Annotated in this window: 21 protein-coding genes; 14 read left to right on the forward strand and 7 right to left on the reverse strand. The window is 74.3% G+C overall.

The window, feature by feature from the left end:
• Positions 1-102: 102 nt before the first annotated feature.
• Positions 103-306 (reverse strand): transcription antiterminator/RNA stability regulator CspE, encoded by a 204-nt coding sequence (cspE, locus tag AC6CH9_RS17420; RefSeq protein ID WP_047231069.1) that lies wholly within the window; start codon positions 304-306, stop codon positions 103-105.
• Between the two features lie 239 nt (positions 307-545).
• Positions 546-1,022: a nitroreductase family deazaflavin-dependent oxidoreductase gene (locus tag AC6CH9_RS17425; RefSeq protein ID WP_498156028.1), complete on the reverse strand. Its 477-nt coding sequence runs from the start codon at positions 1,020-1,022 to the stop codon at positions 546-548.
• A 346-nt stretch (positions 1,023-1,368) separates the two neighbouring features.
• Between AC6CH9_RS17425 and AC6CH9_RS17430 the strand changes: the two genes are divergently transcribed.
• From AC6CH9_RS17430 to AC6CH9_RS17460, 7 genes are all read left to right on the forward strand, one after another.
• Positions 1,369-2,622 carry a branched-chain amino acid ABC transporter substrate-binding protein gene (locus tag AC6CH9_RS17430; protein ID WP_498156029.1) on the forward strand — a complete coding sequence of 418 codons (1,254 nt, stop codon included), beginning with the start codon at positions 1,369-1,371 and terminating at the stop codon, positions 2,620-2,622.
• Positions 2,623-2,734: 112 nt separating this feature from the next.
• Positions 2,735-3,793, forward strand: coding sequence for a branched-chain amino acid ABC transporter permease (locus AC6CH9_RS17435; RefSeq protein WP_498156030.1), 1,059 nt, complete (start codon positions 2,735-2,737; stop codon positions 3,791-3,793).
• Complete coding sequence (locus AC6CH9_RS17440; protein ID WP_498156031.1) at positions 3,790-5,148, forward strand: branched-chain amino acid ABC transporter permease; 1,359 nt, start codon at positions 3,790-3,792, stop codon at positions 5,146-5,148. The genes AC6CH9_RS17435 and AC6CH9_RS17440 overlap by 4 nt, the downstream gene beginning before the upstream one ends.
• Positions 5,145-6,221, forward strand: a complete 1,077-nt coding sequence (locus AC6CH9_RS17445; protein WP_087470218.1) for an ABC transporter ATP-binding protein — start codon at positions 5,145-5,147, stop codon at positions 6,219-6,221. The genes AC6CH9_RS17440 and AC6CH9_RS17445 overlap by 4 nt, the downstream gene beginning before the upstream one ends.
• Positions 6,208-6,927 carry an ABC transporter ATP-binding protein gene (locus AC6CH9_RS17450; RefSeq protein ID WP_498156032.1) on the forward strand — a complete coding sequence of 240 codons (720 nt, stop codon included), beginning with the start codon at positions 6,208-6,210 and terminating at the stop codon, positions 6,925-6,927. The genes AC6CH9_RS17445 and AC6CH9_RS17450 overlap by 14 nt, the downstream gene beginning before the upstream one ends.
• A 447-nt stretch (positions 6,928-7,374) precedes the next feature.
• Positions 7,375-9,231 (forward strand): outer membrane protein assembly factor BamB family protein, encoded by a 1,857-nt coding sequence (locus AC6CH9_RS17455; protein ID WP_498156033.1) that lies wholly within the window; start codon positions 7,375-7,377, stop codon positions 9,229-9,231.
• Positions 9,232-9,252: 21 nt separating this feature from the next.
• Positions 9,253-10,974 (forward strand): outer membrane protein assembly factor BamB family protein, encoded by a 1,722-nt coding sequence (locus tag AC6CH9_RS17460; RefSeq protein WP_498156034.1) that lies wholly within the window; start codon positions 9,253-9,255, stop codon positions 10,972-10,974.
• Between the two features lie 39 nt (positions 10,975-11,013).
• Here the strand turns inward: AC6CH9_RS17460 and AC6CH9_RS17465 are convergent, their stop codons facing one another.
• Positions 11,014-11,949 (reverse strand): transglutaminase-like domain-containing protein, encoded by a 936-nt coding sequence (locus tag AC6CH9_RS17465; protein WP_498156035.1) that lies wholly within the window; start codon positions 11,947-11,949, stop codon positions 11,014-11,016.
• 140 nt (positions 11,950-12,089) lie between these two features.
• Between AC6CH9_RS17465 and AC6CH9_RS17470 the strand changes: the two genes are divergently transcribed.
• Positions 12,090-13,559: a DUF1254 domain-containing protein gene (locus AC6CH9_RS17470; protein ID WP_498156036.1), complete on the forward strand. Its 1,470-nt coding sequence runs from the start codon at positions 12,090-12,092 to the stop codon at positions 13,557-13,559.
• A gap of 374 nt (positions 13,560-13,933) precedes the next feature.
• Positions 13,934-14,164 (forward strand): PIN domain-containing protein, encoded by a 231-nt coding sequence (locus AC6CH9_RS17475; protein ID WP_498156037.1) that lies wholly within the window; start codon positions 13,934-13,936, stop codon positions 14,162-14,164.
• A gap of 92 nt (positions 14,165-14,256) precedes the next feature.
• On the opposite strand, the gene AC6CH9_RS17480 is transcribed toward AC6CH9_RS17475, so the two are convergent.
• Positions 14,257-15,084: a MerR family transcriptional regulator gene (locus AC6CH9_RS17480; RefSeq protein WP_498156038.1), complete on the reverse strand. Its 828-nt coding sequence runs from the start codon at positions 15,082-15,084 to the stop codon at positions 14,257-14,259.
• Positions 15,085-15,157: 73 nt separating this feature from the next.
• Between AC6CH9_RS17480 and AC6CH9_RS17485 the strand changes: the two genes are divergently transcribed.
• A complete protein-coding gene (locus tag AC6CH9_RS17485) occupies positions 15,158-17,530 on the forward strand; it encodes a S9 family peptidase (protein ID WP_498156039.1) in 2,373 nt (790 codons plus the stop codon).
• 39 nt (positions 17,531-17,569) lie between these two features.
• Positions 17,570-18,532 carry a hypothetical protein gene (locus AC6CH9_RS17490; RefSeq protein WP_498156040.1) on the forward strand — a complete coding sequence of 321 codons (963 nt, stop codon included), beginning with the start codon at positions 17,570-17,572 and terminating at the stop codon, positions 18,530-18,532.
• Between the two features lie 80 nt (positions 18,533-18,612).
• Here the strand turns inward: AC6CH9_RS17490 and AC6CH9_RS17495 are convergent, their stop codons facing one another.
• The 3 genes from AC6CH9_RS17495 to AC6CH9_RS17505 all read right to left on the reverse strand — a co-directional run bounded on the left by AC6CH9_RS17495 (position 18,613) and on the right by AC6CH9_RS17505 (position 21,399).
• Positions 18,613-19,257 (reverse strand): zinc ribbon domain-containing protein, encoded by a 645-nt coding sequence (locus tag AC6CH9_RS17495; protein ID WP_498156041.1) that lies wholly within the window; start codon positions 19,255-19,257, stop codon positions 18,613-18,615.
• Positions 19,258-19,408: 151 nt separating this feature from the next.
• Positions 19,409-20,326, reverse strand: a complete 918-nt coding sequence (locus AC6CH9_RS17500; RefSeq protein ID WP_498156042.1) for a diacylglycerol kinase catalytic domain-containing protein — start codon at positions 20,324-20,326, stop codon at positions 19,409-19,411.
• A gap of 2 nt (positions 20,327-20,328) precedes the next feature.
• The gene (locus AC6CH9_RS17505) at positions 20,329-21,399 is read right to left on the reverse strand and encodes an SPFH domain-containing protein (protein ID WP_498156043.1); all 1,071 of its coding nucleotides are present in this window, start codon (positions 21,397-21,399) and stop codon (positions 20,329-20,331) included.
• Between the two features lie 96 nt (positions 21,400-21,495).
• On the opposite strand from AC6CH9_RS17505, the gene AC6CH9_RS17510 reads away from it, so the two are divergent.
• From AC6CH9_RS17510 to AC6CH9_RS17520, 3 genes are all read left to right on the forward strand, one after another.
• Entirely contained in the window at positions 21,496-22,347 is an 852-nt protein-coding gene (locus AC6CH9_RS17510; RefSeq protein ID WP_498156044.1) for an NUDIX hydrolase, read from the forward strand.
• Positions 22,348-22,410: 63 nt separating this feature from the next.
• On the forward strand, positions 22,411-24,159 hold the full coding sequence (locus tag AC6CH9_RS17515; RefSeq protein WP_498156045.1) for a hypothetical protein: 1,749 nt from the start codon (positions 22,411-22,413) through the stop codon (positions 24,157-24,159).
• A 247-nt stretch (positions 24,160-24,406) separates the two neighbouring features.
• Positions 24,407-25,708: an inorganic phosphate transporter gene (locus AC6CH9_RS17520; protein WP_498156046.1), complete on the forward strand. Its 1,302-nt coding sequence runs from the start codon at positions 24,407-24,409 to the stop codon at positions 25,706-25,708.
• Positions 25,709-25,729: the final 21 nt, after the last annotated feature.

The following is a 25,729-nucleotide window of genomic DNA, read 5'->3' on the forward strand; positions in this document are numbered from 1 at the left end:
GACCAGACCCGGACGCACGAGCGCCCCCGACCGGAAGGTCGGGGGCGCTCGGTGAACGATCGGTCGGCGCGACCCGCGAGGGTCGTCACCGGGGAGATCGGATCAGATCGCGCGGATGTTCTCCGCCTGCGGGCCCTTGGGGCCCTGCGTCACGTCGAACTCGACGCGCTGGTTCTCCTCCAGCGTGCGGAAGCCCTGCGACTGGATCGCGGAGTAGTGCGCGAACACGTCGGCCGAGCCGTCCTCGGGGGCGATGAAGCCGTAGCCCTTCTCGCTGTTGAACCACTTCACGGTTCCGGTAGCCATTGTTACTCCTTCAAGAGTGTGGAAACACCCCCCGCGGGCGCAGGGGAGTACATCACGGTGTTCGTCGTCAACTCTTGGGTAACAAGGTCCGCCGGGCGCCCGCCGGGTGGCGGTCACATCGACGCGAGGACAAGCGAGGCACTGCAATCTCGGGGTCAACCGTACAGGGTATGCCCCTTCTTGGCCATGGCTTGCCCCGCGAGTGTCGTGACGACCTCACGACGGCCCGACGCCGCAGGTCACGGCCCGAGCGCGGTCAGCTCCACCACCGGTACGACCCGTCGCCAGTCGGCCTCCCCGTGCTCGGCGGCGAGGGGCTCCGCCCACTCGCGGAGCACCGGCTCCAGCACGGCCCAGCCCCGCGCGTATCGGGAGGCGTAGTCGCGCAGGAGCCGGGCGCCGTCGTCGGGCGAGAGCGTGCGGGCGGTGCTCCGCACGTGCCGGCGGCGACCCACCCACACGAGCACGCGCGGGTCCGCGACGACGTTGCGGTACCACTGCGACCGGGGTCCCAGCCCGGCGACGACGAGCCACGACCCCGGCGCGGGTCGGTCGGTCACCTCGAGCACGACGTACCGCGCCTCGCCCGTGGACCGGCCGCGGTGGCCGAGGAGCAGGAGCCGTCCGCCGGCGAGGAAGCCGAGGCCGGAGCGGAAGAGGACGATCGGGGCCCGAACGAACCAGCGGGTGTGCAGGAGGTGGGACGCGAGGGCCATCGCTCCACCGTAGGCGGACGCCGGAATCGGCACATTCGTACCGTCCACGGAACGAAACGAGACCCTTACGTTACGAGTCGGTAACAACTCCCTGCGTCCCACGAAATCCGATCCGCCTACGTTCGCGTCACCCAGGAACGCGGAGGCGCCACCTCCCGCGGATTCGTGGGTCCGGAGCCCTCCGAGATGCCGCGGAGGGCTCCGGGCGACACGTCCGTGAGCAGGTTTCGTCGCCGGGTGACCTGTGTCACTATTCAGCACGCAATTCAGTGTTGAATTCAGCGATCGACCGCGGGGAGAAGCGGCTTGGCTGCCCTCCGCGGGGATCAGGACCACGGAGGTTGGCATGCATCGCACAGCACGACGGGCGAGCGGGGGCGCTGCTCTGCTCCTCGCGGCCACTCTCGTCCTCACCGCCTGCGGTCCCCAGTCCCAGGGCGGCGGAGACGAGACGACCGGGACGTCGACCGAGACCGACGACGGTGGCGGCTCGGCCGAGCTGAGCATCGTCCCCTCGGTCCAGATCGACATCGACGGCGCCGAGGTCGAGGCGACCGAGGCCGGCAACCCGGCCGACCCGGCCGGCGACGGCAGCGCCGAGTGCGCCGAGGGCACGTCGATCGCGATGGCGGGTGCCCTCACGGGCCCGAACGCCGCGCTCGGCCTCAACATCCTCTACGGGGCGCAGGTCGCGGTGGACGCGTTCAACGCGGCGAACCCCGGGTGCCAGGTGACCATCAAGGAGTTCGACACCGAGGGCGACCCGCAGAAGGCCACCCAGGTCGCGCCGCAGATCGTCGGTGACGCGTCCGTGCTCGGTCTGCTCGGCCCGGCGTTCTCCGGCGAGACCGCCGCGACCGGCGACGTCTTCAGCCAGGCGGGTCTGCTGTCGCTCACGGCGTCGGCCACGAACCCCGACCTGACGAAGAACGGCTGGACGAACTTCTTCCGCGGCCTCGCCAACGACGCCGTCCAGGGCCCGTCGGTCGCGAAGTACCTCGTCAACACGAAGAACTTCTCCAGCGTCTGCGTCGTCTCCGACAACTCGGACTACGGCATCGGTCTCGCCCAGCAGATCACCGAGGGCCTGGGCGACGCCGCGAACGAGGACTGCGCCGCCGAGGTCAAGACGGGTGACAAGGACTTCTCGGCCGCCGTCCAGATCATCTCGGGCGCCGACGCCGACGCGGTCTTCTACGCCGGCTACTACGCCGAGGCGGCGCCGTTCGTGCAGGGTCTGCGCGACGGCGGCGTCGACATCCCGTTCGTCTCGGCGGACGGCACGAACGACCCGCAGTTCGTCTCGCAGGCGGGCGAGGCGTCCAAGGGCGCGATCCTCTCCTGCCCGTGCGGCCCGGCTCCGGAGGACTTCGCGGCCACGTACGAGGAGACGAACGGCCAGGCGCCGGGCGTGTACTCGGTCGAGGGCTACGACCTCGCGACGATCATGCTCACGGGCATCGCGTCCGGGGTGACCGACCGCGCCGGCCTGATCGACTACGTGGCGAACTACTCCGGTGAGGGCCTGGCCCGCACCTACGAGTGGGACGACACGGGCGAGCTCGCCTCGGCGCTCATCTGGATCTACGAGGTCCAGTAGTCCGACGACGACGGGCGCCCTGCCCCGACGCCCCGCACCGCGCGGGGCCGGCGGGCGGGGCGCCCGTCGTGGACCACGACCTCGTACACCAGAGAGAGAATCAGGGAGCGTCATGCCCGCTCTTGCTGACGCGCTGATGCACAGCGCGACCGCCGGTCCCCTCGTCCACCAGTCCCTCATCGACTTCAACATCGCCGGCCTCGCCCGGAACTTCTGGGGCCTCACCATCGAGGGCCTCACCTACGGCGCGATCTACGCGCTCGTGGCCGTCGGCTACACGCTCGTCTACGGCGTGCTGCGGCTCATCAACTTCGCCCACTCCGAGGTCTTCATGCTCGGCATGTTCGGGCAGTACGCGACCCTCATGCTCCTGGGTTTCGCCCCGAGCGGGAACGTGTACGACAAGGGCATCGCCCTCACCGTCCTCTACCTCGGCATCGCGATGCTCGGCGGCATGCTCGTCGCGGGCGGCGCCGCCGTCGGGCTGGAGCGCGTGGCCTACAGACCGCTGCGACGGCGCGGCGCCCCGGCGCTCGTGTTCCTCATCACCGCGATCGGGATGTCGTTCATCATCCAGGAGTTCGTGCACTTCGTGCTGCCGAAGCTCACGGGCGGCACCCTCGGCGGCGTCAACGCGCAGCAGCCGATCCGGCTCGTGCAGCCCGAGGTGCAGTTCACGATCGGCGGCGCGCCGGTCACGAACATCACGCTCGTCATCATCCTGTCCGCGCTGGTCCTCGCGCTCGCGACGGACATGTTCATCAACCGGACGAAGTTCGGCCGCGGCATCCGCGCCGTCGCGCAGGACCCGGTGACCGCGACCCTCATGGGCGTCTCGCGCGAGCGCGTCATCATGCTGACGTTCCTCATCGGCGGCATCCTCGCCGGCGCGGCCGCGCTGCTCTACACGCTGCGCGTGCCGAACGGGATCATCTACTCCGGCGGCTTCATCCTCGGCATCAAGGCGTTCTGCGCCGCGGTGCTCGGCGGGATCGGCAACCTGCGGGGCGCGCTGCTCGGCGGCCTGCTGCTCGGTGTCATGGAGAACTACGGCCAGGTCGTGTTCGGGACGGAGTGGCGCGACGTCGTCGCGTTCGCGCTCCTGATCATCGTCCTCATGTTCCGCCCGACCGGCATCCTCGGCGAGTCGCTGGGGAGGGCACGCGCATGAGCACCTCGACCCCTGCACCCCAGCCCGCCCCCGAGGGGCGCCCCACGTCCATGCCCCCCGTGGGCCGGGTCGCGACGAAGGACCGCCCGCACGGCGGCGTCGGCGACCGGTTCCGCCTCTGGTGGGACGCCCAGGCGCGACCCACCCAGTGGCTGATCGGCGTGCCGTTCCTGATCTTCATCGCGCTCGTGCCGATCCTCAACATCCCGGTGCTCACCACGGTGGGGACCAACTTCGGCGGCGTCATGGCGCAGTTCGGCATGATCGCGCTCATCGCCATCGGCCTCAACGTCGTCGTGGGCCAGGCCGGCCTCCTCGACCTGGGCTACGTCGGCTTCTACGCCATCGGCGCGTACACGGTCGCGATCCTCACGAGCCCCGACAGCCCGTGGAACCAGACCGACGAGTGGCTGTCGCAGGACTGGGCGTGGCTCGCGGCGCTGCCGATCGCGGTCGCGATCACGTCGTTGTCCGGGCTGATCCTCGGCTCGCCCACGCTGCGCCTGCGCGGTGACTACCTCGCGATCGTCACGCTCGGCTTCGGCGAGATCGTCCGCCTCCTCGCGGACAACCTCGACGAGCTGACGGGCGGCGGCCAGGGCCTGCGCGGCGTCGCCTACCCCCGGGTGGGCGTCACGGAGGAGCTGCCCAACGGCGTCTTCTCGGCGGGCAACGCCGCGGGCACGCTCAACTCCGGCGTGTGGTGGTACTGGCTCAGCCTCGTGTTCATCGTCATCTCGCTGCTCCTCGTGGGGAACCTGGAGCGCTCGCGCGTCGGGCGTGCCTGGGTCGCGATCCGCGAGGACGAGGACGCGGCGGAGATCATGGGCGTCCCGACGTTCCGCTTCAAGCTGTGGGCGTTCGTCATCGGCGCGTCGATCGGCGGCGTCGCGGGCGCGCTCTACGCGGGCCAGGTGCAGTTCGTCATCCCGACGAACTTCAACGTCATCAACTCCGTGCTCTTCCTCTGTGCGGTCGTGCTCGGCGGCCAGGGGAACAAGCTCGGGGTGATCCTGGGCGCGTTCATCATCGTGTACCTGCCGAACTTCTTCCTCGGTCGCACCGAGCTGTTCGGCATCCCGATCAACGGCAACGAGATCGCGAGCTACCGGTACCTGTTCTTCGGGATCGCGCTGGTCGTGCTCATGATCTTCCGTCCACAGGGTCTGATCCCCGTCCGGCAGAAGCTGCTCGCCTACGGGCGTGAGCTCTACGTGGCGGCGCGCCGTACGGCGCAGGCCGCCACGCGGTCGGGGTCCGACGGCGGAGCGCGGCCGGGCTCCCCGGCCGTCGCCACGGCGTCGGGCGGGACCAGCGCGGGAGAGAGCACGACGGACGGGGAGGAGACCCGATGAGCACCCACGACCCCGGCGGCATCGGGGCGGGCGGCGAGCACGGCGACGAGCACCTCGCGTCGTCGGGCCGCGCCGACTCGTCGCGCGCCGACCTGTACATGCCGGGCGCCGTCCTGGAGGAGCCCGCGATCGTCGACGTCGCCGAGGTGCGACCCGAGCTCGCCAACCCCGAGCTCGTCGACGCGATGGTCGCGCCGGACCGCACGGTCCACGCGAAGGTCGGCGAGCCGCTGCTCCAGATGCAGAACGTCACCGTGCAGTTCGGCGGTCTCGTCGCGCTGGACGACGTGACGTTCGACATCCGGCGCGGCGAGATCCTCGGCCTCATCGGGCCGAACGGCGCGGGCAAGACGACGGCGTTCAACGCGATGACCGGCGTCTACCGGCCCACCAAGGGGCAGGTCGTGTTCGACGGCTCCCCGGTCGGCAAGCTCAAGCGCTACCGGATCACGCAGCGCGGCATCGCCCGCACGTTCCAGAACATCCGCCTGTTCAACGAGATGACGGCGCTCGAGAACGTCGTCGTCGGGTCGGACGCGCGCCACCGCACGTCCGTCCCGGGCGCGCTCTTCCGCACCCCGCGCCACCGGCGCGAGGAGCGCGACGCCATCGACCGGGCGCTCGCGCTGCTCGAGTTCGTAGGCGTGGGCGGACGGGCGACGGAGAAGGCGCGCAACCTCTCCTACGGCGACCAGCGCCGTCTGGAGATCGCACGCGCCCTGGCGACCGAGCCCAAGCTCCTGTGCCTCGACGAGCCGGCGGCGGGCTTCAACCCGGCGGAGAAGGAGTCCCTCATGGACCTCATCCGCCACATCCGCGACGACGGCTACACGGTCCTGCTCATCGAGCACGACATGCGGCTCGTGCGGGGGGTGACCGACCGCATCGTCGTGCTCGAGTTCGGGCGCGTCATCGCGGACGGCACGCCCGACGAGGTCACGAGCGACCCCAAGGTCATCGCGGCCTACCTGGGCGTGCCGGACTCCGAGCTGACCGCCGACGAGGGGGGCACGGGCGCGGACCGTGCCGCCGGGCCGACGACCGAAGGAGGCAGCGGCGATGCCTCTGCTTGAGCTGCAGGACATGACGGTCGCCTACGGGCGCATCGAGGCGGTACGGGGTATCTCGATCACCGTCGATGAGGGCGAGCTCGTCACCCTCATCGGGGCGAACGGCGCCGGGAAGACGACGACGATGCGCGCGATCTCGGGCATCCGTCCGGTGTCGCGCGGCAAGGTCCTCTTCGACGGCAAGGACATCACGAAGATGAAGGCCCACCTGCGGGTGCTCGAGGGCATCGTGCAGGCGCCCGAGGGGCGCGGGATCTTCCCCGGCATGACCGTGATCGAGAACCTCGAGATGGGCTCCTACGCGCGCACGTTCGCGTCGAAGGCCGAGCACGACGAGACCGTCGACCGGGTGTTCGACCTCTTCCCGCGCCTCGCCGAGCGCAAGGAGCAGGTGGGCGGCACGATGTCCGGCGGCGAGCAGCAGATGCTCGCGATCGGGCGCGCGCTCATGGCACGCCCACGGCTCCTGCTCCTCGACGAGCCGTCGATGGGTCTGGCGCCGATGGTCATCCAGCAGATCTTCCGCATCGTGTCGGAGATCAACGCCCAGGGGACGACGGTCCTGCTCGTCGAGCAGAACGCGCAGCAGGCGCTGTCGCGCTCCGACCGCGCCTACGTGCTGGAGACGGGCGAGGTCGTGCGCAGCGGCGGGGGCAAGGAGCTGCTGGCCGACTCGAGCATCAAGGAGGCCTACCTGGGCGTGGCCTGACCCCCGGCGCAACCCGGTCGAGCACGACCTCACGCGCCGTCGAACACGACATGGGTGCCGTTATCCGACGGATAACGGCACCCATGTCGTGTTCGGCGGGGTGGACCCCGGACATGTCCTGGACGTCGAGCAGGAGCGGCGCGACGACGAGCGGGGACCGGTCGGTAACGCTCGCGACCGGGCGGCGTTCGAGGACCGCGCGACCGTAGCCGAGCCGCCCTGTCAGCGCGGCGACGAGGCTCGTGCACTCCCAGCCGGGTCAGATCGGTGAGTTCGTCGTGCACACGGGCAGTGTGGCGGCGAGGCGACGGGCACGGCCGGGAGTGCACGAGTGTTCGTCGAGAGCTCACGACGGCGTCACGCGACGGTCGCCCGGCGTCACCGGGACGCCGCGGTGCGGGGCCGCGCCGTGCGGGGCGGCACGGCCCCGTCGCCTAGGCTGGACGCGTGCCGCTCCGCCGTCGTGACGCCCGGGACCGACTGACCTTCGAGCTGGTCGAGTCGGCGGACGTGGACGTGGACCTCGAGGACGACGGGCCCGTCTGGGGATCCGCCAGCGGCTCCACCCCTGCGCCGCGCGGCACCGCCGGCCCCGCGTGGTCGGGCGCCGCCCGGCCGGTGGACCTCGACGGGCGAGGACCCGGCCGGGGCGCGCCGGGCACCGGCCCCGAGGACGTGCTCGACACCGACACGCTCGACACCGACACGCTCGACACCGACGAGCGTGCGGCGGACGGGGTCCGTCCCGGCTCCACGCGGCCGTCCCGGCCCGGGCGGCGCACGGCCGTGGTCGGCGCGGTCGCCGCCGGGGTCGCCCTCGTGCTCGGCGGGATGCTCGCGGTCGACGCGTGGCACGGCAGGGCCGACATCGCCCGTCTGCGCGCCGCGCCGGGCGGGGTCGAACCGTTGCCCTACGCCCCGCGGGAGCAGTGGACGGCCGACGTCGGACTCACGGGCGGGCTCGCGCTCCTGCCCGGCACGCTCGTGACGGTCGTGGACGGGGAGGCGGTCGCCGTCGCGCTCGACGGTGGTGAGGAGCGCTGGCGGGTCGGTGTCGGGAAGGACGCGACGTGCGGGAACGGGCTCTTCTGGGCTCTGCCGTCGGGGGAGCCTGACGACACGCTCGTGTGCGTCGCACCCGTCCCGGAGCCCCCGGGAGGGATCGTCCGGGACCCGTCGCCGGAGATCGACCCCATGACCGGGCGCATCGTGGCCGCGACCTGGACGATCACGGTGGTCGACGACGACGGCGCGGTGGTAGGCCAGCGTGAGGCGAGCACGGAGGGCGCGCTCCTGACGCCGGGCCCGGGCGGGACGGTCGTCCGCGCTGAGCGGGTGGGCGACGTCCCGGCCGGCGAGGGCGCGGTGCTCGAGACGGACGACGCGACGGGGATGCCGAGCGAGATCCCGGACGGACGTCCCGCCGTCGTCCAGGTCGAGGACGCGCTCACGGGCGACGTGCGCTGGGAGGCGGAGCTGCCCTTCGTCGCGGGAGCGGGCCAGTGCATCACGTGGAGCGAGGCCGACGGCGAGGAGGCGATCCGCGCAGACCTCGAGAACCTGTGGACCGCGGTCGAGACGCGCCTGCTGCGTGTCGAGGGCTGCGGCGTCACGGCGTGGTTCACCCTCGACGGCGCGCGCCTGGACGAGGCCGACAACCCCGTCGACGGGGTCGTCGGCCTTGCCGACGGCACCTACTCCCGCGACCCGGTCGGCTACGACTACGGCTGGGGACCCTCGAGCGGGACCGAGCCGAACTCTGCGCCGGCGATCCTCGGGGCGGACGGGTCGGTGCTCTGGGAGCCGCCGGGCAGCGTCCTCTCGCCGTCGGCGACCGACGGGCGCCCGGTGCCCACACTCGTGCGGGACGGCCTCGACCTCGTCGCGTTCGACGTCGAGGGCACCGAGCTGTGGCGCACGTCCGAGCAGAGCACCTCCGGCGCGGTGCTCGTCGCGGCGGGAGGGACGCTCGTCGTCAGCAACGGGTACGGGGACGGCGCCCTGGCAGGGCTCGACCTGACGACCGGCGGCGAACGCTGGTCGCTCGACCGCGAGGAAGTGACCGCGGCGCTCGACGTCGGGACGGGATGGTCCGCCGACGTGGCCTACACGGACGGATCCCGGGCGATCCTCGCCGTCTCCGACTGGGACGCGGGGACGACGTCCCTGGTCGCGCTCGACCTCTCCGACGGCGGCGTCGCGTGGACGGCGGAGACCGCCGGTCCGGACAGCGGTTCCTGGGTCGCGCCCCTCCACGGTCGGCTCCTGCGGATGAGCGACACCGAGATCACCCGGCTCGGTTGACGGCAGTCCTACGCTGGGGGCGTGCCGCTCCGACGACGAGACGGCGGTGACGACCGTCGTACGTTCGAGCTCGTCGAGTCGGTCGGGGTCGACGTGGACCCCGACCTCCTCGACGCGCCGCACCCCGTGCTGCTCGGCGCGCTCCCGCGCGACGCCCCGCCTGGTCTCGAGCCGCACGACCCGACGGGGCTCAGGGGCGACGGCCTGGACGAGGTCGGTGCCGGAGGTCCCCTACCGCGCGCGCCCCGCGTGGACCGTCGGCGACGGCGGTGGGTCGCCGCGGCCGTGGTGACGGGTGTCGTCGCCGTGCTCGTGGGCGGGATGCTCGTCGTCGACGCGGTGACGAGCCGTGACGCGCAGGAGCGGCTCGAGGCCGCACGCGGGGCGGTGCGCCCCCTCGACGTCGCCCCGGCCGAGCGATGGACGGCGCCGGCCGCGGCGGACCGGGGCGTGGGGTTCCTGCCGGGCCTGCTCGTGACGGTCGAGGGCGACGAGGCGGTCGCGCTCGACCTGGACACCGGTGCCGAGGCGTGGCGCGTCCCGCTCGGCGGGGACGAGGCCGTGTGCGGGTCGTGGAGCCCGTGGGAGCTGTCGAGCGTGGCGTCGCGCGAGGTCGTGTGCGTCGCGGGGTCCGGGATCGGGCCGTTCTGGTACGACCCCGGGACGCGGTCGCAGCCCGAGCAGGGGGCGGGCATCCCCCCGGTGCACGTGACGGTCCTCGGTGCGGCGGGGCAGGTCGTGGGCGAGCGTGACGTCGAGGTGGGCGGCGCGATGGTCGCACCGGGGCCCGACGGCGGACTGGTCCGCGCGGAGCGCGTCGGGGAGCCGGGGGAGCCGAGCGGTCCGCCGGTCGAGGTCGACCCGGGCGCCGGGGAGTCGGTCGACGGCGTCGCGGGGCGCGACGTCCTCGTGACGGTCGAGGACGCCGTGACCGGCGACGTGCGCTGGCGGAGCGAGCTCCCGTTCCAGGACGTGCCGTGGTCGTGCACCACGTGGGACGCCGAGACGGGCGGCGAGGAGATCGACCCCGACCGGCTCACGCTCGTCGCGACGGAGACGCTGGTCGACGTCGGCGGGTGCGGCGTCGCGGCGTCGTTCCTCCCGGACGGCGAGCGCCTCGACGACCCCGACCTGCCCACCGACGGCGCCGTGCCGCTCGCGGGCGGTCGGTTCCTCGTCGACGCCGACCGGCAGGGCACGTCCGGGGCGCTGCGGGCCGACCGCGTGCTGGATGCCGCCGGGGTGCCCGTCCTCGACGCCCCGGGCGAGGTGCTCGACCCGCAGGCGACCGACGACCCGGCGCCCGGCGTGCTCCTCGTGCGCGACGGGATCGACCTGACCGCGTACGACGACGAGGGCGCGCGCCTGTGGACGTACGACGGCGCACGCGTCCCGGAGGCCGTCTACGTGCTCGCGGAGGGCACGGCCGTCGTCGGTACGGCGAGCACGGTCCTCGGCCTCGACGCGCTGTCCGGAGAGCAGACGTGGTCGCGGTTCCTCGACGACCTCGGGGACGACGAGGGACGGTCCGCCATGGTGACGCAGGCCTTCACGGACGGGCGGTGCGCGATCCTCGTGCTCGTCGACCCGGCCACCGGCACGGACCCGCGCGTGGTCGCGCTCGAGCTGTCGTCGGGATCGGTCGCCTGGGAGCAGGACCTCGAGGGCGAGTGGGCCTCGTTCGTCCCCGCGCAGGGGCGGCTCCTGCGCTGGGACGGCCAGACGGTCGCGCTGCTGGGCTGAGGCGCGCCCCGGCTCGGCCGACGAGACCGCCCGCCGTGCTCACCCGACGAGCACCGCGTCCCGCGGGACGGCGGCCCAGCCGGTCCGGCGCCCGACCAGGTCGGTCCAGCCGAGCCGGCCGGTGGGCGACCACGTCGTCACGTAGCGCCCGGGCCGGAGGCGGTCGTCCGTCGCCCACAGGACGGTGAGCGCAGCGTCGGCGGTCCGGTCGCCCGCGTCGGCCAGGACGGTGAGCTGCGCGACCCGGTCGGTGAGCGCGACGGTGGCCGGGTCGGGTGCGGCGCCGGGCATCGTGGACGCGCCCCACACGTCCCACAGGAGGAGCTCGTGCCGCTGCCGGTGCGCGAGGTCGGCGAGCACGTACCGCTGGACGAACCCGGGCCCGGCCAGCCAGGGCAGGTCGGGGCCGGCGCCGTGGTCGGCGAGGTCGCGCCGCCCGGCGCGGAAGGCCGTCCAGACCTCGGCGGCGGTCTCGAAGGGCGCTCCCTCGCCCGTCGGCAGGTCGTGGAGGTCGAACGCGCGGGAGCCCTGCTCGAGCTCCGGGTCGGACCGGACCCAGCGCTCGCCGTCGTGCCGCTCGACCACGACGTGGTCGTGGTGGAACCCGCCCTCACCCAGGTAGTCCGTGAACCCGAGCCGCGTGCGGGCGGGGACGTCGTGCTCGCGGAGCACGGCCACGGCGAGGAGGGAGTGGTCCCGGCAGCACCCGCCGGCCCGCTGCTCGGGGGAGCGCGGCGCGGCGAGCGGGCCGGGCGCGCGCTCCGTGACCGCGTCGAGGATCGACGAGACCCACCGCCGGTCGACGTCGTCGAGCTGGGCGGGGGTGGGTGCGGTCGCCCCGGCGCGGTAGTGCACGACGGCGGTCGTCACCGCGGCGTGCAGGCTCGCCGGGTCGGGTCGGACACCCGCGAGGAGGGCGCTGTGGTCGCCCGGGTCCGAGTACGGGCTGTGGTCGGCGTAGCGCGAGACGTCCATGCGTCGACCCTCGGGCCCGCCCCAGGGGCAGGGTCAAGCCTCCTTCCGGTGGCGGTGCGGTGGCCCCCGACCTACGGTCGGCGCAGCCGCTCGGCGTCGAGCGCGCGAGCCGTGCACCGACCGACGAGGGAGCCTGAGCCATGTCCGACGCGAGTACCGGGTCGAGCACCGAGGAGAGCACGGCGACGAGCGCCGCGGCCGACGCGCTGGCGGCGGCGGTCGCCGCGGTGAGCACGCCCTCCCCGGTGGACACCCCGCTGGGTCGGTTCGAGCTGGTGGACGGGGTCCCGACCCCGGAGTCCGTCGAGCGGCTCTACGGCTCGCTGGACTTCCTGCGCGGCGTGGAGGCGTTCCTCAGCGCGATGCCCGGGGCGTCGCTCGTGGCGATGCGGCGCGGGTTCCGCGAGCTCGGCCTCCTGCGCTCGAACCAGGTCGGCTACACCGACCCGCGGGCCGACTCGGGCGGCATCTTCCTCACGCCGAACACGGCGACCACGTACGGGTCGCTCTTCGTCGACCTGCGCGAGACGGGCCCGCTCGTCATCGAGCCCCCCAAGAACTCGCTGTGCGTGGTCGACGACTTCTGGTTCCGCTACGTCGCCGACATGGGCATCGCCGGGCCGGACCGCGGCGAGGGCGGCCGCTACCTGTTCCTCCCGCCCGGCTACGACGGCGAGGTCCCGGACGGCTACTTCGTCTACCGGACGCCCACGTTCACCAACTGGGTCGTGCTGCGCGCCCTGGGCGGCGTCCCGGCGATGAAGGAGACGCGGATCTACCCGCTCGCCGACGCGGGGGACCCGCCCCCGACCGAGTTCGTCAACATCGCGGGCACGCGCGTCAACACGGTCCACGCCAACGACGCCTCGTTCTTCGACGAGGTCGCCGAGATCGTCGCGGAGGAGCCGACGAGCGCGCTCGACCCCGAGCGCGCCGGGCTGCTGCGCGCCGTCGGCATCGTGCCCGGGCGGGCGTTCGACCCGAGCCCGGAGCTGCGCGCGACGCTCGACACGGCGGCGCGGGCGGGGGCGGCGATCAGCCGCGCGCTCGTCTACTCGCCGCGCGATCCCGAGGCGCGGGTCGCGCCCGGGTCGAGCTGGCTCCAGGCGTTCCTCGGGGGGTCGTACGAGTTCCTCGCCGACGGGGCGCGCCTGCTCGACGCGCGCGCGCAGTTCCACTTCTTCGCCACCGTCATCACGCCGGCGATGGCGCACGCCCAGGTCGGGGCCGGGTCTGCCTACGCCTACACGGCCCACGACGCGCAGGGCCGCATCCTCGACGGCGCGCGCACGTACCGGCTCGTGCTCCCCCCGAACCCGCCCGCGAAGAACTTCTGGTCGGTGGACCTCTACGACACCCAGACCCGGTCGCTGCTCCAGACCGACGACCCGTACCCGAGTCTCCTGAGCCTGAGCGGGACGGTCGCGACGGAGGAGGACGGCAGCACCGTGCTGTGGTTCGGCCCGGAGCCCCCGGCGGGGCGCGAGTCCAACTGGGTCGGGACCGTCCCGGGCAGGTCGTGGTTCCCCATGCTGCGCCTCTACGGGCCGCTCGAGCCGTGGTTCGACCGCACGTGGCTCCCGGGGGACCTGGAGCTGGTCGAGGACTGACACCCGAGGACTGTCTCCAAGACCGCCACGCGAGATCACGTCGACCTGCGGGCCGGTGAGGCCAAGCCCACGGTTGTGCGCGCGAACCCGCAGGCGTTGGCCCGGGCCCAGAAGCCCCTCGGCTACAAGTCCAACCAAGAGATGGTCATCGATCTGATCCAGAACGCCGTCGACGAGGAGGAGGCGCGAGGAGCGAGTCCACGCTCAGCGCAAGGCGCTGTCGATGCTCGACGACCTGGACGTCTCCGACCTCGCGGAGGTCACCCAGTTCCGACCCTTCGAACGGACTGTGTGAGGCGTGGCCGGCTCCATCGTCGACAACTCGGTCCCCGGAGGACTTCGACGAGCAGCAGCAGCTCCTCGACGCCGTCGGGGTGTACCTCGAGCCCGCTGACGACCTCGACGACACCTGCGAGGACATCCAGCGAGCGTTGGCGACACACGGCAAGCTGCGGTCGGTCGGTCCCGTCGACGTGATGATCGCGGCATACGCCTACCGGCACCGTCTCACCGTGCTGCACTACGACTCCGACGTCAGCGACCACATCGCCGCCTCCATCCAGGGGTTCCAGCAGGAGTGGGTCGTCCCTCGCGGCTCGCTCTGACCGAGGACCACGCCCTCCCGACGACCGACCCTCTCGTCTGCACCCGGTCGTCGGACGTCGCGACGCGCTGGTTCGCGACGAGACGGACACCCTCATGGCAGCCCGACGGCGAGCGCGACGTCCGCGACGATCGCGTCCGGCTCGTCGGACCACGGGACGGCGTACACCTCGCGGGACGTGGCGTGCGCCAGCCCGGTCGCGACGCGCAGCGCGTCGAGGTACCCGACGATCTGCGGAAAGCGGCAGTCGCGCGAAGGGACCTCGACGTACGCCTCCGTGCGGGCCGGGTCCTCGCGGAGCACGACCGGCCCGGCGGGGACGACCGCCCCGCGGTAGGGGACGCACGCCTCGACACGACCGGGGACGTCGCGGCCGACGGGCGAGTGGTAGATCACCCAGTGCGCGGCGCCCGCCTCCGCGCCTGCCGCGGCGAGGTGCGCCCGGATCGTCAGCAGGTCGGCGCTGAACGTGGGCACGAGGTCGGCCTGGGTCGTGGACGACGTGATCGTGGCGACCGTGCACGCAGGGACCTCGCGCCACCGGACCTCGGCCTCCCCGCGCCCGGTCGCGAGCGCGCGCGCGAGCTCCTCGGCGGTCGCGCGCTGCTCCGCGAGCGACCGCTGCCGCTCGTCCCACCACCCGAGGAGGACGTCGCGCACGTCGCGCGGGTCGGCGTCGAGCACCTCGGGGACGCGCGCGAGCGGCACGTCGATCCGGCGCAGGAGAGCCAGGGCGCGTCCCCGCTCCACCTGCTCGGGCGCGTACGCGCGGTAGCCCGTGCGGGGGTCGACGCCGGCCGGGACGAGCAGGCCGTTGGCGTCGTAGAGCCGCAGCGCCTTGATGGACAGACCCGACGCGCGCACCATCTCGCCGCTCGTGAGCGTCTCCGCCGTGGGGCCCTCCCCCTGCTCCTGCGTCACGCGTCGAGCGTAACGACGGGCGCGCGTCGCGCCACGGCGACGGCGCGCCGCCGGGCGGCACTACCCTGGCCAGATGCCTGACGACCTCACGCAGACCGCCACGCCGACCCCCGCGGAGCGGGAGGAGCCGCAGGCGCCCGTCGCGCCGCGCCGCCCCGCGCCGCGCACGCACCACGGGGAGACCGTGGAGGACGACTACGAGTGGCTGCGGGACAAGGAGTCGCCCGAGGTCGTCGCGCACCTCGAGGCCGAGAACGCGTACACCGAGGCGCGGCTCGCGCACCTCGAGCCGCTGCGCGAGCGGATCTTCGAGGAGATCAAGGCGCGCACGCTCGAGACGGACCTGTCCGTCCCGGTGCGCCAGGGCGCGCACTGGTACTACGCGCGCACGGTCGAGGGCTCGCAGTACCCGATCCGGGCGCGCGCGCCGATCGACGCGAGCCTCGGCAGCGACGCACCGTCGTCCTGGGTGCCGCCCGTGCTGGAGCCGGGCGTGCCCGTGCCGGGCGAGCAGGTGCTGCTCGACGACAACGTCGAGGCCGAGGGCCACGACTTCTTCTCGCTCGGGTCGTTCGACGTGTCGGTCGACGGGACGCGGCTCGCGTACGCGGTCGACATCGTGGGCGACGAGCGGTACACCCTGCGCATCCGCGACCTGGAGTCCGGCACGGACCTCGTCGACGAGGTCCCGGGCACGTTCCCGGGCGCCGTCTTCTCCCCGGACGGGCGGTACGTCTTCTACCCGACGGTCGACGACGCGTGGCGGCCCTGGCGCGTGTGGCGCCACGAGGTGGGCACGCCGGCGACGCAGGACGTCGTCGTGTTCGAGGAGCCCGACGAGCGCTACTGGGTCGGCGTGGGCGTCTCGCGCTCGCAGCGGTTCGTGCAGATCGACGTCGGCTCGAAGATCACGTCGGAGACCTGGCTGATCGACGCCGCGGACCCGACGGGCGAGGCCCGCGTCGTGTGGCCGCGCCGCGAGGGCGTCGAGTACACCGTCGAGCACGCGGTCCTGCCGAGCACGTGGTTCCCCACCGTCGAGCACGAGGAAAGTGGCGGGAGGGACGGGAGAACGACGGCGACATCGGGTTCGGTGGGGGAGCGGCGGGACGTGCTGCTCGTGCTGCACAACGACGGCGCGGAGAACTTCGAGCTCGTCGTGACCGGCGTGCCCGACGGCGGTGCCTCCGCGGGCGGGCCGGCCGGCCCGGGCGACGCGACCGTCGTCGTGCCGCACGACCCCGGGACCCGGCTGGAAGCGGTCGACGCCTTCTCCTCGCACCTCGTGGTGTCCTACCGGCGCGACGCGCTGTCGCGGGTCGGGGTGATCGATCTCGCGTCGGCCGAACCGCCGCGCCCCGCCGGTCTGCCGACACCGATCCGCACGGGCGACACCCCGGCACCCTCGGGCGACCACTGGCACGTGCACGAGGTCGCGTTCGACGAGCCGCTGTACACCGCGGCGCTCGCCGGGAACCCGGAGTGGGACCAGCCGAACGTCCGCCTGTCCTACGCGAGCTTCGTCACGCCGTCGACCGTGTACGACCTGCGGGTCGAGACCGACGAGCTCACGCTCCTCAAGCAGCAGCCCGTGCTCGGCGGGTACGACGCCGCGGACTACGTGCAGCGCCGCGAGTGGGCCACGGCCGAGGACGGCACCCAGGTGCCCGTCTCGCTCGTGTGGCGGCGCGACGCCGTCGGGCTCGACGCGACGGGCACGGGCGCGGAGCCCGCGCCGCTGCTGCTCTACGGGTACGGCTCGTACGAGATCAGCATCGACCCGGGGTTCTCGATCTCACGACTGTCGCTGCTGGACCGAGGGGTCGTGTTCGCCGTCGCGCACGTGCGCGGCGGGGGCGAGATGGGGCGCCGCTGGTACGACGAGGGCAAGACGCTCGCGAAGCGCACCACGTTCACGGACTTCGTCGCGGTCGCGCGGCACCTCGTCGACGCGGGCTGGACGAGCCCCGAGCGGCTCGTCGCGCAGGGCGGGTCCGCGGGCGGCCTGCTCATGGGCGCGGTGACCAACCTCGCGCCCGAGCTGTTCGCGGGCGTGCTCGCGCAGGTCCCGTTCGTCGACGCGCTCACGTCGATCCTCGACCCGTCCCTGCCGCTCACCGTCGTCGAGTGGGACGAGTGGGGCGACCCGCTGCACGACCCCGAGGTCTACCGGTACATGCGCACGTACACCCCGTACGAGAACGTGCCCGACGACGCGTCGCACTTCCCGCGGATCCTCGCGGTGACGTCGTTCCACGACACGCGCGTGCTGTACGTCGAGCCCGCGAAGTGGGTCGCGCGCCTGCGTGCCGCGGGTGCGCCCGCCCTCCTGAAGATCGAGATGCACGCCGGCCACGGCGGCGTCTCCGGCCGGTACGAGGGCTGGCGCGAGGTCGCGTACGAGGACGCGTGGGTGCTCGACGTGCTCGGCCTGGCCGACCGGTGACGTGCGCGCGGGCGTGAGGCCGCGGGCGGAGGGGGAGCGATGACCGACGAGACCGTCACGCCCGACCCGCGGACGGCGCGCGACGCGACGCCGCCCGGGAGGGCCGCGCTGCTGCTGCGCCCGGTCGGGTACCTCGCCGTCGGGCTCGCGGGGACGGCGGTCGCGCTCGCCCTCCTGGGCCTGTACCTCGCGCCCGCGGCGTACGGCCTGCTCGCGCCGCCGCAGGACCAGGAGCCCTGGGCCGAGCTCGTCGCGTCGCCGGGTGCCGTGCTCGGGCGGCTCGCGGTCGTCGCGCCGGTCGCCGTGGCGCTCGCCGGCCCGGTCGCGTGGTACCTGTCGTGCGCCGTCTGGCCGCTCGCCGCGCTGTCGTTCGTGCACGCCGGGCGGGCGCTGCGACCGTCGTCCCGGGGCGACCGGCTGTCGTTCACGAGCCGGGTCGCGCCGGGCACGACGCTCGGTCCGCCCGTGCCCGGGCCGCTCCCCGTGCCACTCCAGCCGCAGCGGCGCTCACGGCTCACGGACCCGCTCGTGCGCTTCGCCGTCTGCGGCTGGCACCCCGACCGCCGCGAGGCCGGGGCCGCGGTCCCGGCCGGCGTCGCGTGGGTGCTCGCGAGCGCGGGGGCGTCGACGGCGTTGCCGTCCGGCTGGCGGGTCGCGCTGCTGGTGGCCGCGGTGCCGTTCGCCGCGTGGTCCGTGGTGGCCCTGCGGCGCCGGTGGGACTGGCGGTTCCACCGCGAGCGCGTGCGCGCGGCGCGGCGCGAGCGGTGGCTCGAGCGGCACGCCGACGGGTACGTCATGCGCGACGGCCCGCGCGTCGTCCGGTCTCGCCCGCAGTCGGCCGAGCACCGGGCGCGCGTCGAGGCGGAGCGCGCCGAGGCGCGCGCCGCGCAGGACCGCCTCACGAGCCTGACGAGCGACGCGATCGGCGAGCGCCGCGAGGCGGTGCTCCGCGCCCGCCGCCAACGCGAGCAGCACCAGAACGACCCCCCGCAGGGAGACTGACCCCGCGAGGCCGCCGAGCATGGGGTTGCCGCCCGTCCGGACTCGGGGACGGGCTGCGACCGCATGCTCGGCGGCGGGGGTCAGACAGACTGGGGGCTGCCGCATTCCGCGCAGTAGCGTGCGGCCGCGGCGTTCTGCGTGCCGCACTCGCGGCACGCAGCCACCTGCGCCAGGCGCTCGCCGCACTCGGGGCAGAACTTGCCGCCGTCGACCTTCGCGGCGCACGACGGGCAGCGCGTCACGGCGGCCGTCCGGAGGTCCGCGCCGCCGACGAGGTCGGTCGTGCGGAGCTGCTCCTGGACCTGGTACCGGCGGGCCTCGGCCTGGAGCTGGGCGAGCTCCTCCACCTGCTTGGGCGAGCAGCGCACGCACTGCCCGACGACGTCGTTCCAGCAGACCTCGTGGCACATCCAGTCGCCGCACCCGTGGCACTGGCGGAACGCGTCGCGCACCTCGCCGACGGCGGCGTCGAGCGCCTTGTCCTTCGCCTGCGAGTTGGTCTGGCGGTCCGCGGCCCACGACCCCGCCGCGTAGGAGAGGTCGGCGACCTTGCCGCCGAAGAACCGGCCCGCCGCCTGGATGAGGCTGCTGCCCTTGGCGACCACGTCCGTCTGGTAGGCCGAGCGGTAGCCGTTGCCGCACCGCTCGCACCGGAACTCGAACTGGTACCCACCGGCGTTCGACAGGTCGCGGACGTTGTCGGTGAAGGCGATGGGCGCGCTCATGGCAGGGACCTCGGCAGGCTCGGGGGTCGGCGTCCCCGCAGGCCAGGCCCGCGGGAGGGGGACGTCATGGGGATCCCATGACCGCAGCGATGCTACCCACGGACCCTCGTCACCCGGACGGACCACCCGGGTGAAATCGGGCATCCGGAGGTCAGGGGCGGACGAGGCGGAGCGGGGCGTCGGCGGTGCGGACCGTCACGGTCTGACCCCAGGCGGCGACGAGGCGGTCGTCCTCCATGCCGTCGCCGAACACGACGAGCCGGTCCGAGGTGACGGTGAGCGCGACGTCCGCGCCGTCGTCCACGACGCCCTCCGTGAGCGTGGCGCCCGTCGCGGGCGACGGCCACGCCTCGCGCACGAACCAGCCGAGCCGGTGCTCGGTGCGCCCGGGCGCCGGGCGGCCGCCGCGGTCGTGCGCGAGCGACGCCCACCAGCCCGTCGCGCCGGTCCCCGTCGCGACCAGGACCCCTGACGACGACTGCCGCTCCTCGCCCGCCGCGCACCGGAGCGTGTAGCGCGCGCTCTGGTGGCTCGGGTGCCCGACGAACACCTCGTTGAGCGCCGTGAGGTGCTGCCCGTCGTCGAGGTCGGCGCGGACCATGGTGAGCGCGTCGACGGGCAGGACCGCGGCGGGATCGGGCGCGCCCGCGGCGACGTCGGCACCGAGCCCGCGCAGGAGCGAGGTCGCCGCCCGCACGGAGTGCCGCACGAGCACCCCGGCGTTGACCCCGGGCTCGGGGTCGACGCCGAGCACGGGCTGTCCGAGCAGGTACTTCGCGACGTTCGCGACGAGGCCGTCCTGCCCGACGACGAGCACGACGTCCTCCGGCGCGAGGAGGAACCGCGACAGGTCGGCCCGCTCGACGTCCGCGCGGGCCCATCCGTCGGGCACCGCGGCCGCGACCGCCGCGCGGGCCGTGGTGAGCGCGTCGTGCCGGGCCTGCACCTCGGCGAGCGACCGCCCGCGCGAGCGGAGGAAGAACTCCGCCTGGCCGCGGGTACCGTGACGGTCCAGCAGGTCGTCGAGCTCCGTGCGGCGGTGCACGACGACGGCGCGTCGCCGCAGCACGGTCAGGCCGCCTTCCCCGTGGTCCCCGACGCCGTCCCCGACCTCGAGCCGCCCGGTCCGCCGTCGGGCCCACCGAGCGCGCCGCTCAGCAGCGAGCCCAGCACACCCGTCAGGAGGTCGGGCGTGATGGTGAGGTTCTGGACGTCGGGGAGCGCGCCCGCCGCCTCGCGGACCGCGAGGGCGAGGAGCGTGCCCTGGCCGGCGCTCGCCCAGACGTCCATGCGGGCCTGCTCGGCGGCGGCCTCGGCCGCGCCGACGACGCGCACCTGCTCGGCCTTCGCGTCGGTCGCGAGCTGCGCGCGCTCGGCGGTCGCGCGGGCGTCGACCAGCGCGGCGGCGGCCTTCTCCTCCGCCTCACGCCGGGCGTTCGCGCCCTCCTGGGCGACGAGGCGCTCGCGGCGGGTCGCGAGCTCGATCGTGCTCGCGAGCTCGTTCTCGGCGATCGCGCGCTCGCGCTCGACGGCGAGGGCCCGGCGCTCGTACGTCGCGCGGTCGGCCTCGGCCTGCACCCGCTCGCGCGCAGGCGTCTGGAGGGCGCGCTCGACGTCCTTCTCGGGTCGGACGGCGAGCACCTGGACGCCGATGACGACGATGCCGGTCGCCGTGAGGCGCGGGTCCGTGGTCAGCGCGTCGGTGAGGACGTCGCGCACGCGCGGCACGCCGACCGTGAGCGCGTCGGCGAGGGGCATCGCGGCGAGAGCGTCGGCGGCGCGGCTCTGCGCGAGCCGTCCGACGATGCTCGTCACCTGGTCCCGGCCCGCGGTGCTCGTCTCGCCGCTGCCGGGGTCGACGGCGAAGTCGAGGCGCTGCGAGACGGTCACGGGGTCGGCGAACCGGTACGTGACGCCGGCCTGGACGGTGACGTCCTGGTGGTCGGCGGTGACGGCGTGGAAGAAGACGGGCAGCTCCTGGTCGTCGACGGGGACCTCCGAGAGGACCGACGTCGTCGGGCGGAACCAGAACGCCTGCCCGACGCCCTCGTGCGCGACGCGCCCGCGGCGCAGGTGCACGACGTGCCCGGTGGGGCTGCCGAGGAAGTGCCGCGTCCACGGGAAGGTGCGGATGGTGGCCATGGTCGTCTCCGTTCATTATCGTCGTTCTGACGATAATGACGCTAGACCGTCTCCATCGTTCTCGTCAATCTGACGCTAATGTGCGACGATGGCCGCATGACCTCCTCCGTCAGCTCGACGTCCGGCGTCCCGCCGACCGCCGCGCTGCTGCCCGTCACGGTCGACGTCGTCGCGCTCACGGTCCGCGACGACGCCCTGCACGTGCTCCTCGTCCAGCGCGGCATCGAGCCGTTCCGCGGCGCGCTCGCGCTCCCGGGCGGGTTCGTGCTGCCGGAGGAGGGGCTCGCCCGGGCGGCCCGGCGCGAGCTCGCGGAGGAGACCGGCGTCCGCCCCCCTGGCCACCTGGAGCAGCTCCGCACCTACGGGCCGCTCGACCGCGACCCGCGCGGCCCGGTCCTCTCCGTCGCCTACCTCCTGCTCGCCCCGGAGTTCGGCGTCGTCCACGCGGGGTCCGACGCCGGGGGAGCGGCCTGGCATCCCGTCGAGCCCCTGCTCGCGGCGGCCCCGGGCGGCCCGACGGCGTCGGGCGACCGGGCGTCGTCGGCCACCGGGCTCGCCTTCGACCACGCGCGGATCCTCGCCGACGGCGTCGAGCGTGCCCGCGCCAAGCTCGAGTACTCGGCGCTCGCGACGGCGTTCTGCCCGCCCGAGTTCACCGTCGCGGACCTGCGGCGCGTCTACGAGGCGGTGTGGGGCGTGCGGCTCGACCCGCGCAACTTCTCGCGCAAGGCCACGACCACCCCGGGCTTGCTCGCCGACACCGGCCGCACGACGTCGGGCGGCACCGGCCGCCCCGCGACCCTCTACCGCGCCGCGCCGAACCCGGGGTCCCTCCCCACGACCGGCCCCGCCTGGGGAGCGACCCCGGGTTCGGCAGCGGACCCGGACCTCGCGCCCGCGAGCGTGCCCGCCGTCCTCGACCCGCCGCTCATGCGTCCGCGACGCTGACTGCCCTGACGCGGGGGAGAACTCCCCCTCGACAGCGGCGCGGGGCTGAGTACGCTCGCGCGCATGTCGACGTACAGCTACTGGCGCAGCGACCAGGGCAACATGCAGGCCCTCTCGGACGAGCTCGCCGCGCAGGCCGCGATGGCGCGGTCGCGCGAGGCGTCGCTCAGCCGGCGGCTGCGCTCGCTCGAGGGTGACCTGTCGAGCCGCGTGGAGGTGCTCACGCGCCTCGTCAACGCGCTCATCGAGCTCGGTGAGGTGCGTGAGGAGCTCGCGCTGTTCACCCCCGCCCGACGTGCCCGGGACGCGGCACGCGCCCTCACGCGCGCGGTCGTGGCGGGCGAGGGCGACGTGTCGCACCTGCGCCGGTCGCCCGACCTCGCCGACGTGCCCGGCTACTGGCTCGTCCCCGCGGCGCTCGCCGTCGCCGAGCTCCCCGCGGGCAGGCTCGACGCCGAGGCGGCGCAGGAGGCGCTGCTGCGCGACCGCCGTCGGGCCGCGACGTACCTCGTCGCGGTGTGCGCGCTCGTCGGACAGCCCGGCCTCGCGCGCGAGTGGACGCCCTGGGTGCTCGACGCCCCCGTCGTCCCGGCGGCCGGCTGGGGCAGCGCCGACGGTGCGCCGGAGGCGGCGCCGGAACACCCCGGCGAGGCGCCGGACGAGGTCCTCGTGACGACCTCCGAGCGGGCGCTGTGGCGCGCGGCGGCCGCGGGGCACCTCGGGGACGACGGCGTCGCGGTCGTCCGCGCGGCGCTCGCCGAGCGCGTGGCCCTGCTCGACGACGACGCGCACGCCCGCTGGCGCGCCCGGCTCCTCGAGGCGGCGCCCGCGCTCCCCGGGAGCGGGGACTCCTGGGGCGCGCCCGACGCCGGGGCCCCCGACGGGTCCGGGACGCGTCGCCGGGCTGCGGCGCCCGACGCCCTGCCCCTGCTGCGGTCCTGGACCGCGTGGTCGCGGGCCGTCGTCGCGGGGGAGGTCGCCCTGCCCGCGGCGGCGCCCGGCCCGCTCGCGCTCGGGCCGTCGTCGGGCGGCACGGGCGCGGGCACGGCGCCCGGCGCCGCCGCGACGCCGAGCGGCGCACCGGCCCCGGGCGCGGCGCTGCTGCGGGTCGTCGGGTCGCTCGTGAACGAGGGGGCGCCCGTGGAGCGCGGGCTCCTCGAGCGGGCGGAGCTGCTGGCCGACCGGGTGGGCCGCGCGCCCGAGGACGACGGCCCGGAGTGGGACGCGTCCGCGGGGACGCTCGTCGACCTGCTCGTGGACGACGCACGCGGCACCGACCCGGGACTCGCGGCGCTCGCGGCGCCCCTGCTCGTGGACGACCTGCGCGTCGCGAGCCACGCGCGCGCCTCCGAGCTCGCGGCGACCCCGGCACCGTCGCGTGCGCTGCGCCTCGCCGGCCGGACGGTCACGATCACGCCGACCGAGGACGGTGCGGCACTCGCCGCGACGGCACGGTCGGAGCTCCTGGCGCGCCCCGTCGACGGGGTGTCGTGGGGCGTCGTCGGCGGGGTCGGGGCGATCGCCGTGGTGACGCTCGTGCTGGGGATCGCGGTCGCGCCGGCCTGGTTCGCGGTGGCCGTCGTCGCGGGCGTCGTCGCCGCGTGGCAGTGGTTCTCGGGCGAGCAGCGCGCACGGGACCAGCGCGCGGCCGCGCAGGCGAGCGCCGAGCGGTTCGACGCCGAGCTGGCCGAGGCGCGCACCGCCGTCGCGGCGGAGGCGGAGCGTGCGCGGACGCAGCGCGAGGCGGTCGCGACCGTCGTCGACGACCTCGACGACGCCCTCGCCGACCTGGGCGCGCCGACGCCCGCCTGACGCGAGCGACCCGGGCCTGCGCGGGGCCGGTCCGACGACCCGTCCGCCACCCCGCCCGACGCCCCTCGCGCGCGCCCGCCAGGGCCGGACCGCCCGTGCCCGCGGGCCGTCCGGCCTGCTCGGTACCTGCTCGAACAGGCCCTCGTGCGGCGTTCGAACAGCGGCTTCGAACACCGGATGAACTGTCGGTGAACAGTGGCGGAAGAATCCACAGGATGGTCGAGCGCGCTCCGGGGATGACCCCACCATGGACGACGTGACCGAGACGCTCCTGCTGGTGCTCGTCGTCGTGACCGCACTGGCCTTCGACTTCACCAACGGCTTCCACGACACGGGCAACGCGATGGCTACGTCCATCGCCACCAAGGCCCTCAAGCCCAAGACCGCCGTCGCCCTCTCCGCCGTCCTCAACATGGTCGGGGCGTTCCTCTCCCTGGCCGTCGCGGCGACCATCGCGAAGGGTCTGGTCGACGCGAACGTCATCACCCTCGAGGTCGTCCTCGCGGGGCTCGTGGGCGGCATCACCTGGAACCTGCTCACGTGGCTGCTCGGCATCCCGTCGAGCTCGTCGCACGCCCTCATCGGCGGCGTCGTGGGCTCGGTGCTCGCGGCCGTCGGCACGCAGGGCGTCATCTGGAGCGGCGTCGCCGCGAAGGTGCTCATCCCCGCGCTGCTCGCCCCGCTCGTCGCGGTCGGAGTCGCGAGCGTCGGCACGTGGGCGGTCGCCCGCCTCACGCGCGACGTCCCCGAGGACGTCTCGACCCGCGCGTTCCGCTGGGGCCAGGTCGGCTCGGCCTCGCTCGTCTCGCTCGCGCACGGCACCAACGACGCGCAGAAGTCGATGGGCATCATCCTGCTCGCGCTCATCGCGGCGGGCGCCGTCCCGGCGGACTCGGGCGTGCCGTTCTGGGTGATCCTCGCCTGCGCGTCCTTCATGGCCCTCGGCACGTACCTGGGCGGCTGGCGCATCATCCGCACGCTCGGCAAGGGCCTCGTCGAGATCGACACCCGCCAGGGCATGGCCGCCGAGACGTCGTCCGCGGCCGTCATCCTCATGTCCGGCCTGTTCGGCTACTCGCTCTCGACGACGCACGTCGCGACCGGCTCGATCCTCGGCTCGGGCGTCGGGATGCCGGGCGCCAAGGTCCGCTGGGGCGTCGCGGGCCGCATGCTCGCCGCGTGGGGCCTGACGCTCCCGGCCGCCGGACTCGTCGGCGCGGCCTGCTACGGCATCCAGCACGGGATCGGCGGCACGGCCGGCACGGTCGTGGTGTTCGCCATCCTCGTCGCGACGTCCGTCGCCATCTGGGTCGCGTCGCGCCGCAAGCCCGTGGACCACAACAACGTCAACGACGCCTGGGAGGAGGGCGCGGTGGACGCCGGGCTCGAGACCGAGGTCGTCGAGGCGCGCGAGGCCGCGCTGGAGCGCCGCCTCGACGCGGCCGACCCCTTCACCGACGCCGAGCCGCAGGCCGCCGCGTCGCCCGTGCCCCCCTCGGGCGCACCCACCGTGACCCCGACCGCCGCGCGCCAGCGCGCGAGCGTCTGACCCCGGCAGCCCGGAGGAGAG

The sequence above is a fragment of the Cellulosimicrobium sp. GQ32 genome (genome assembly GCF_059758455.1).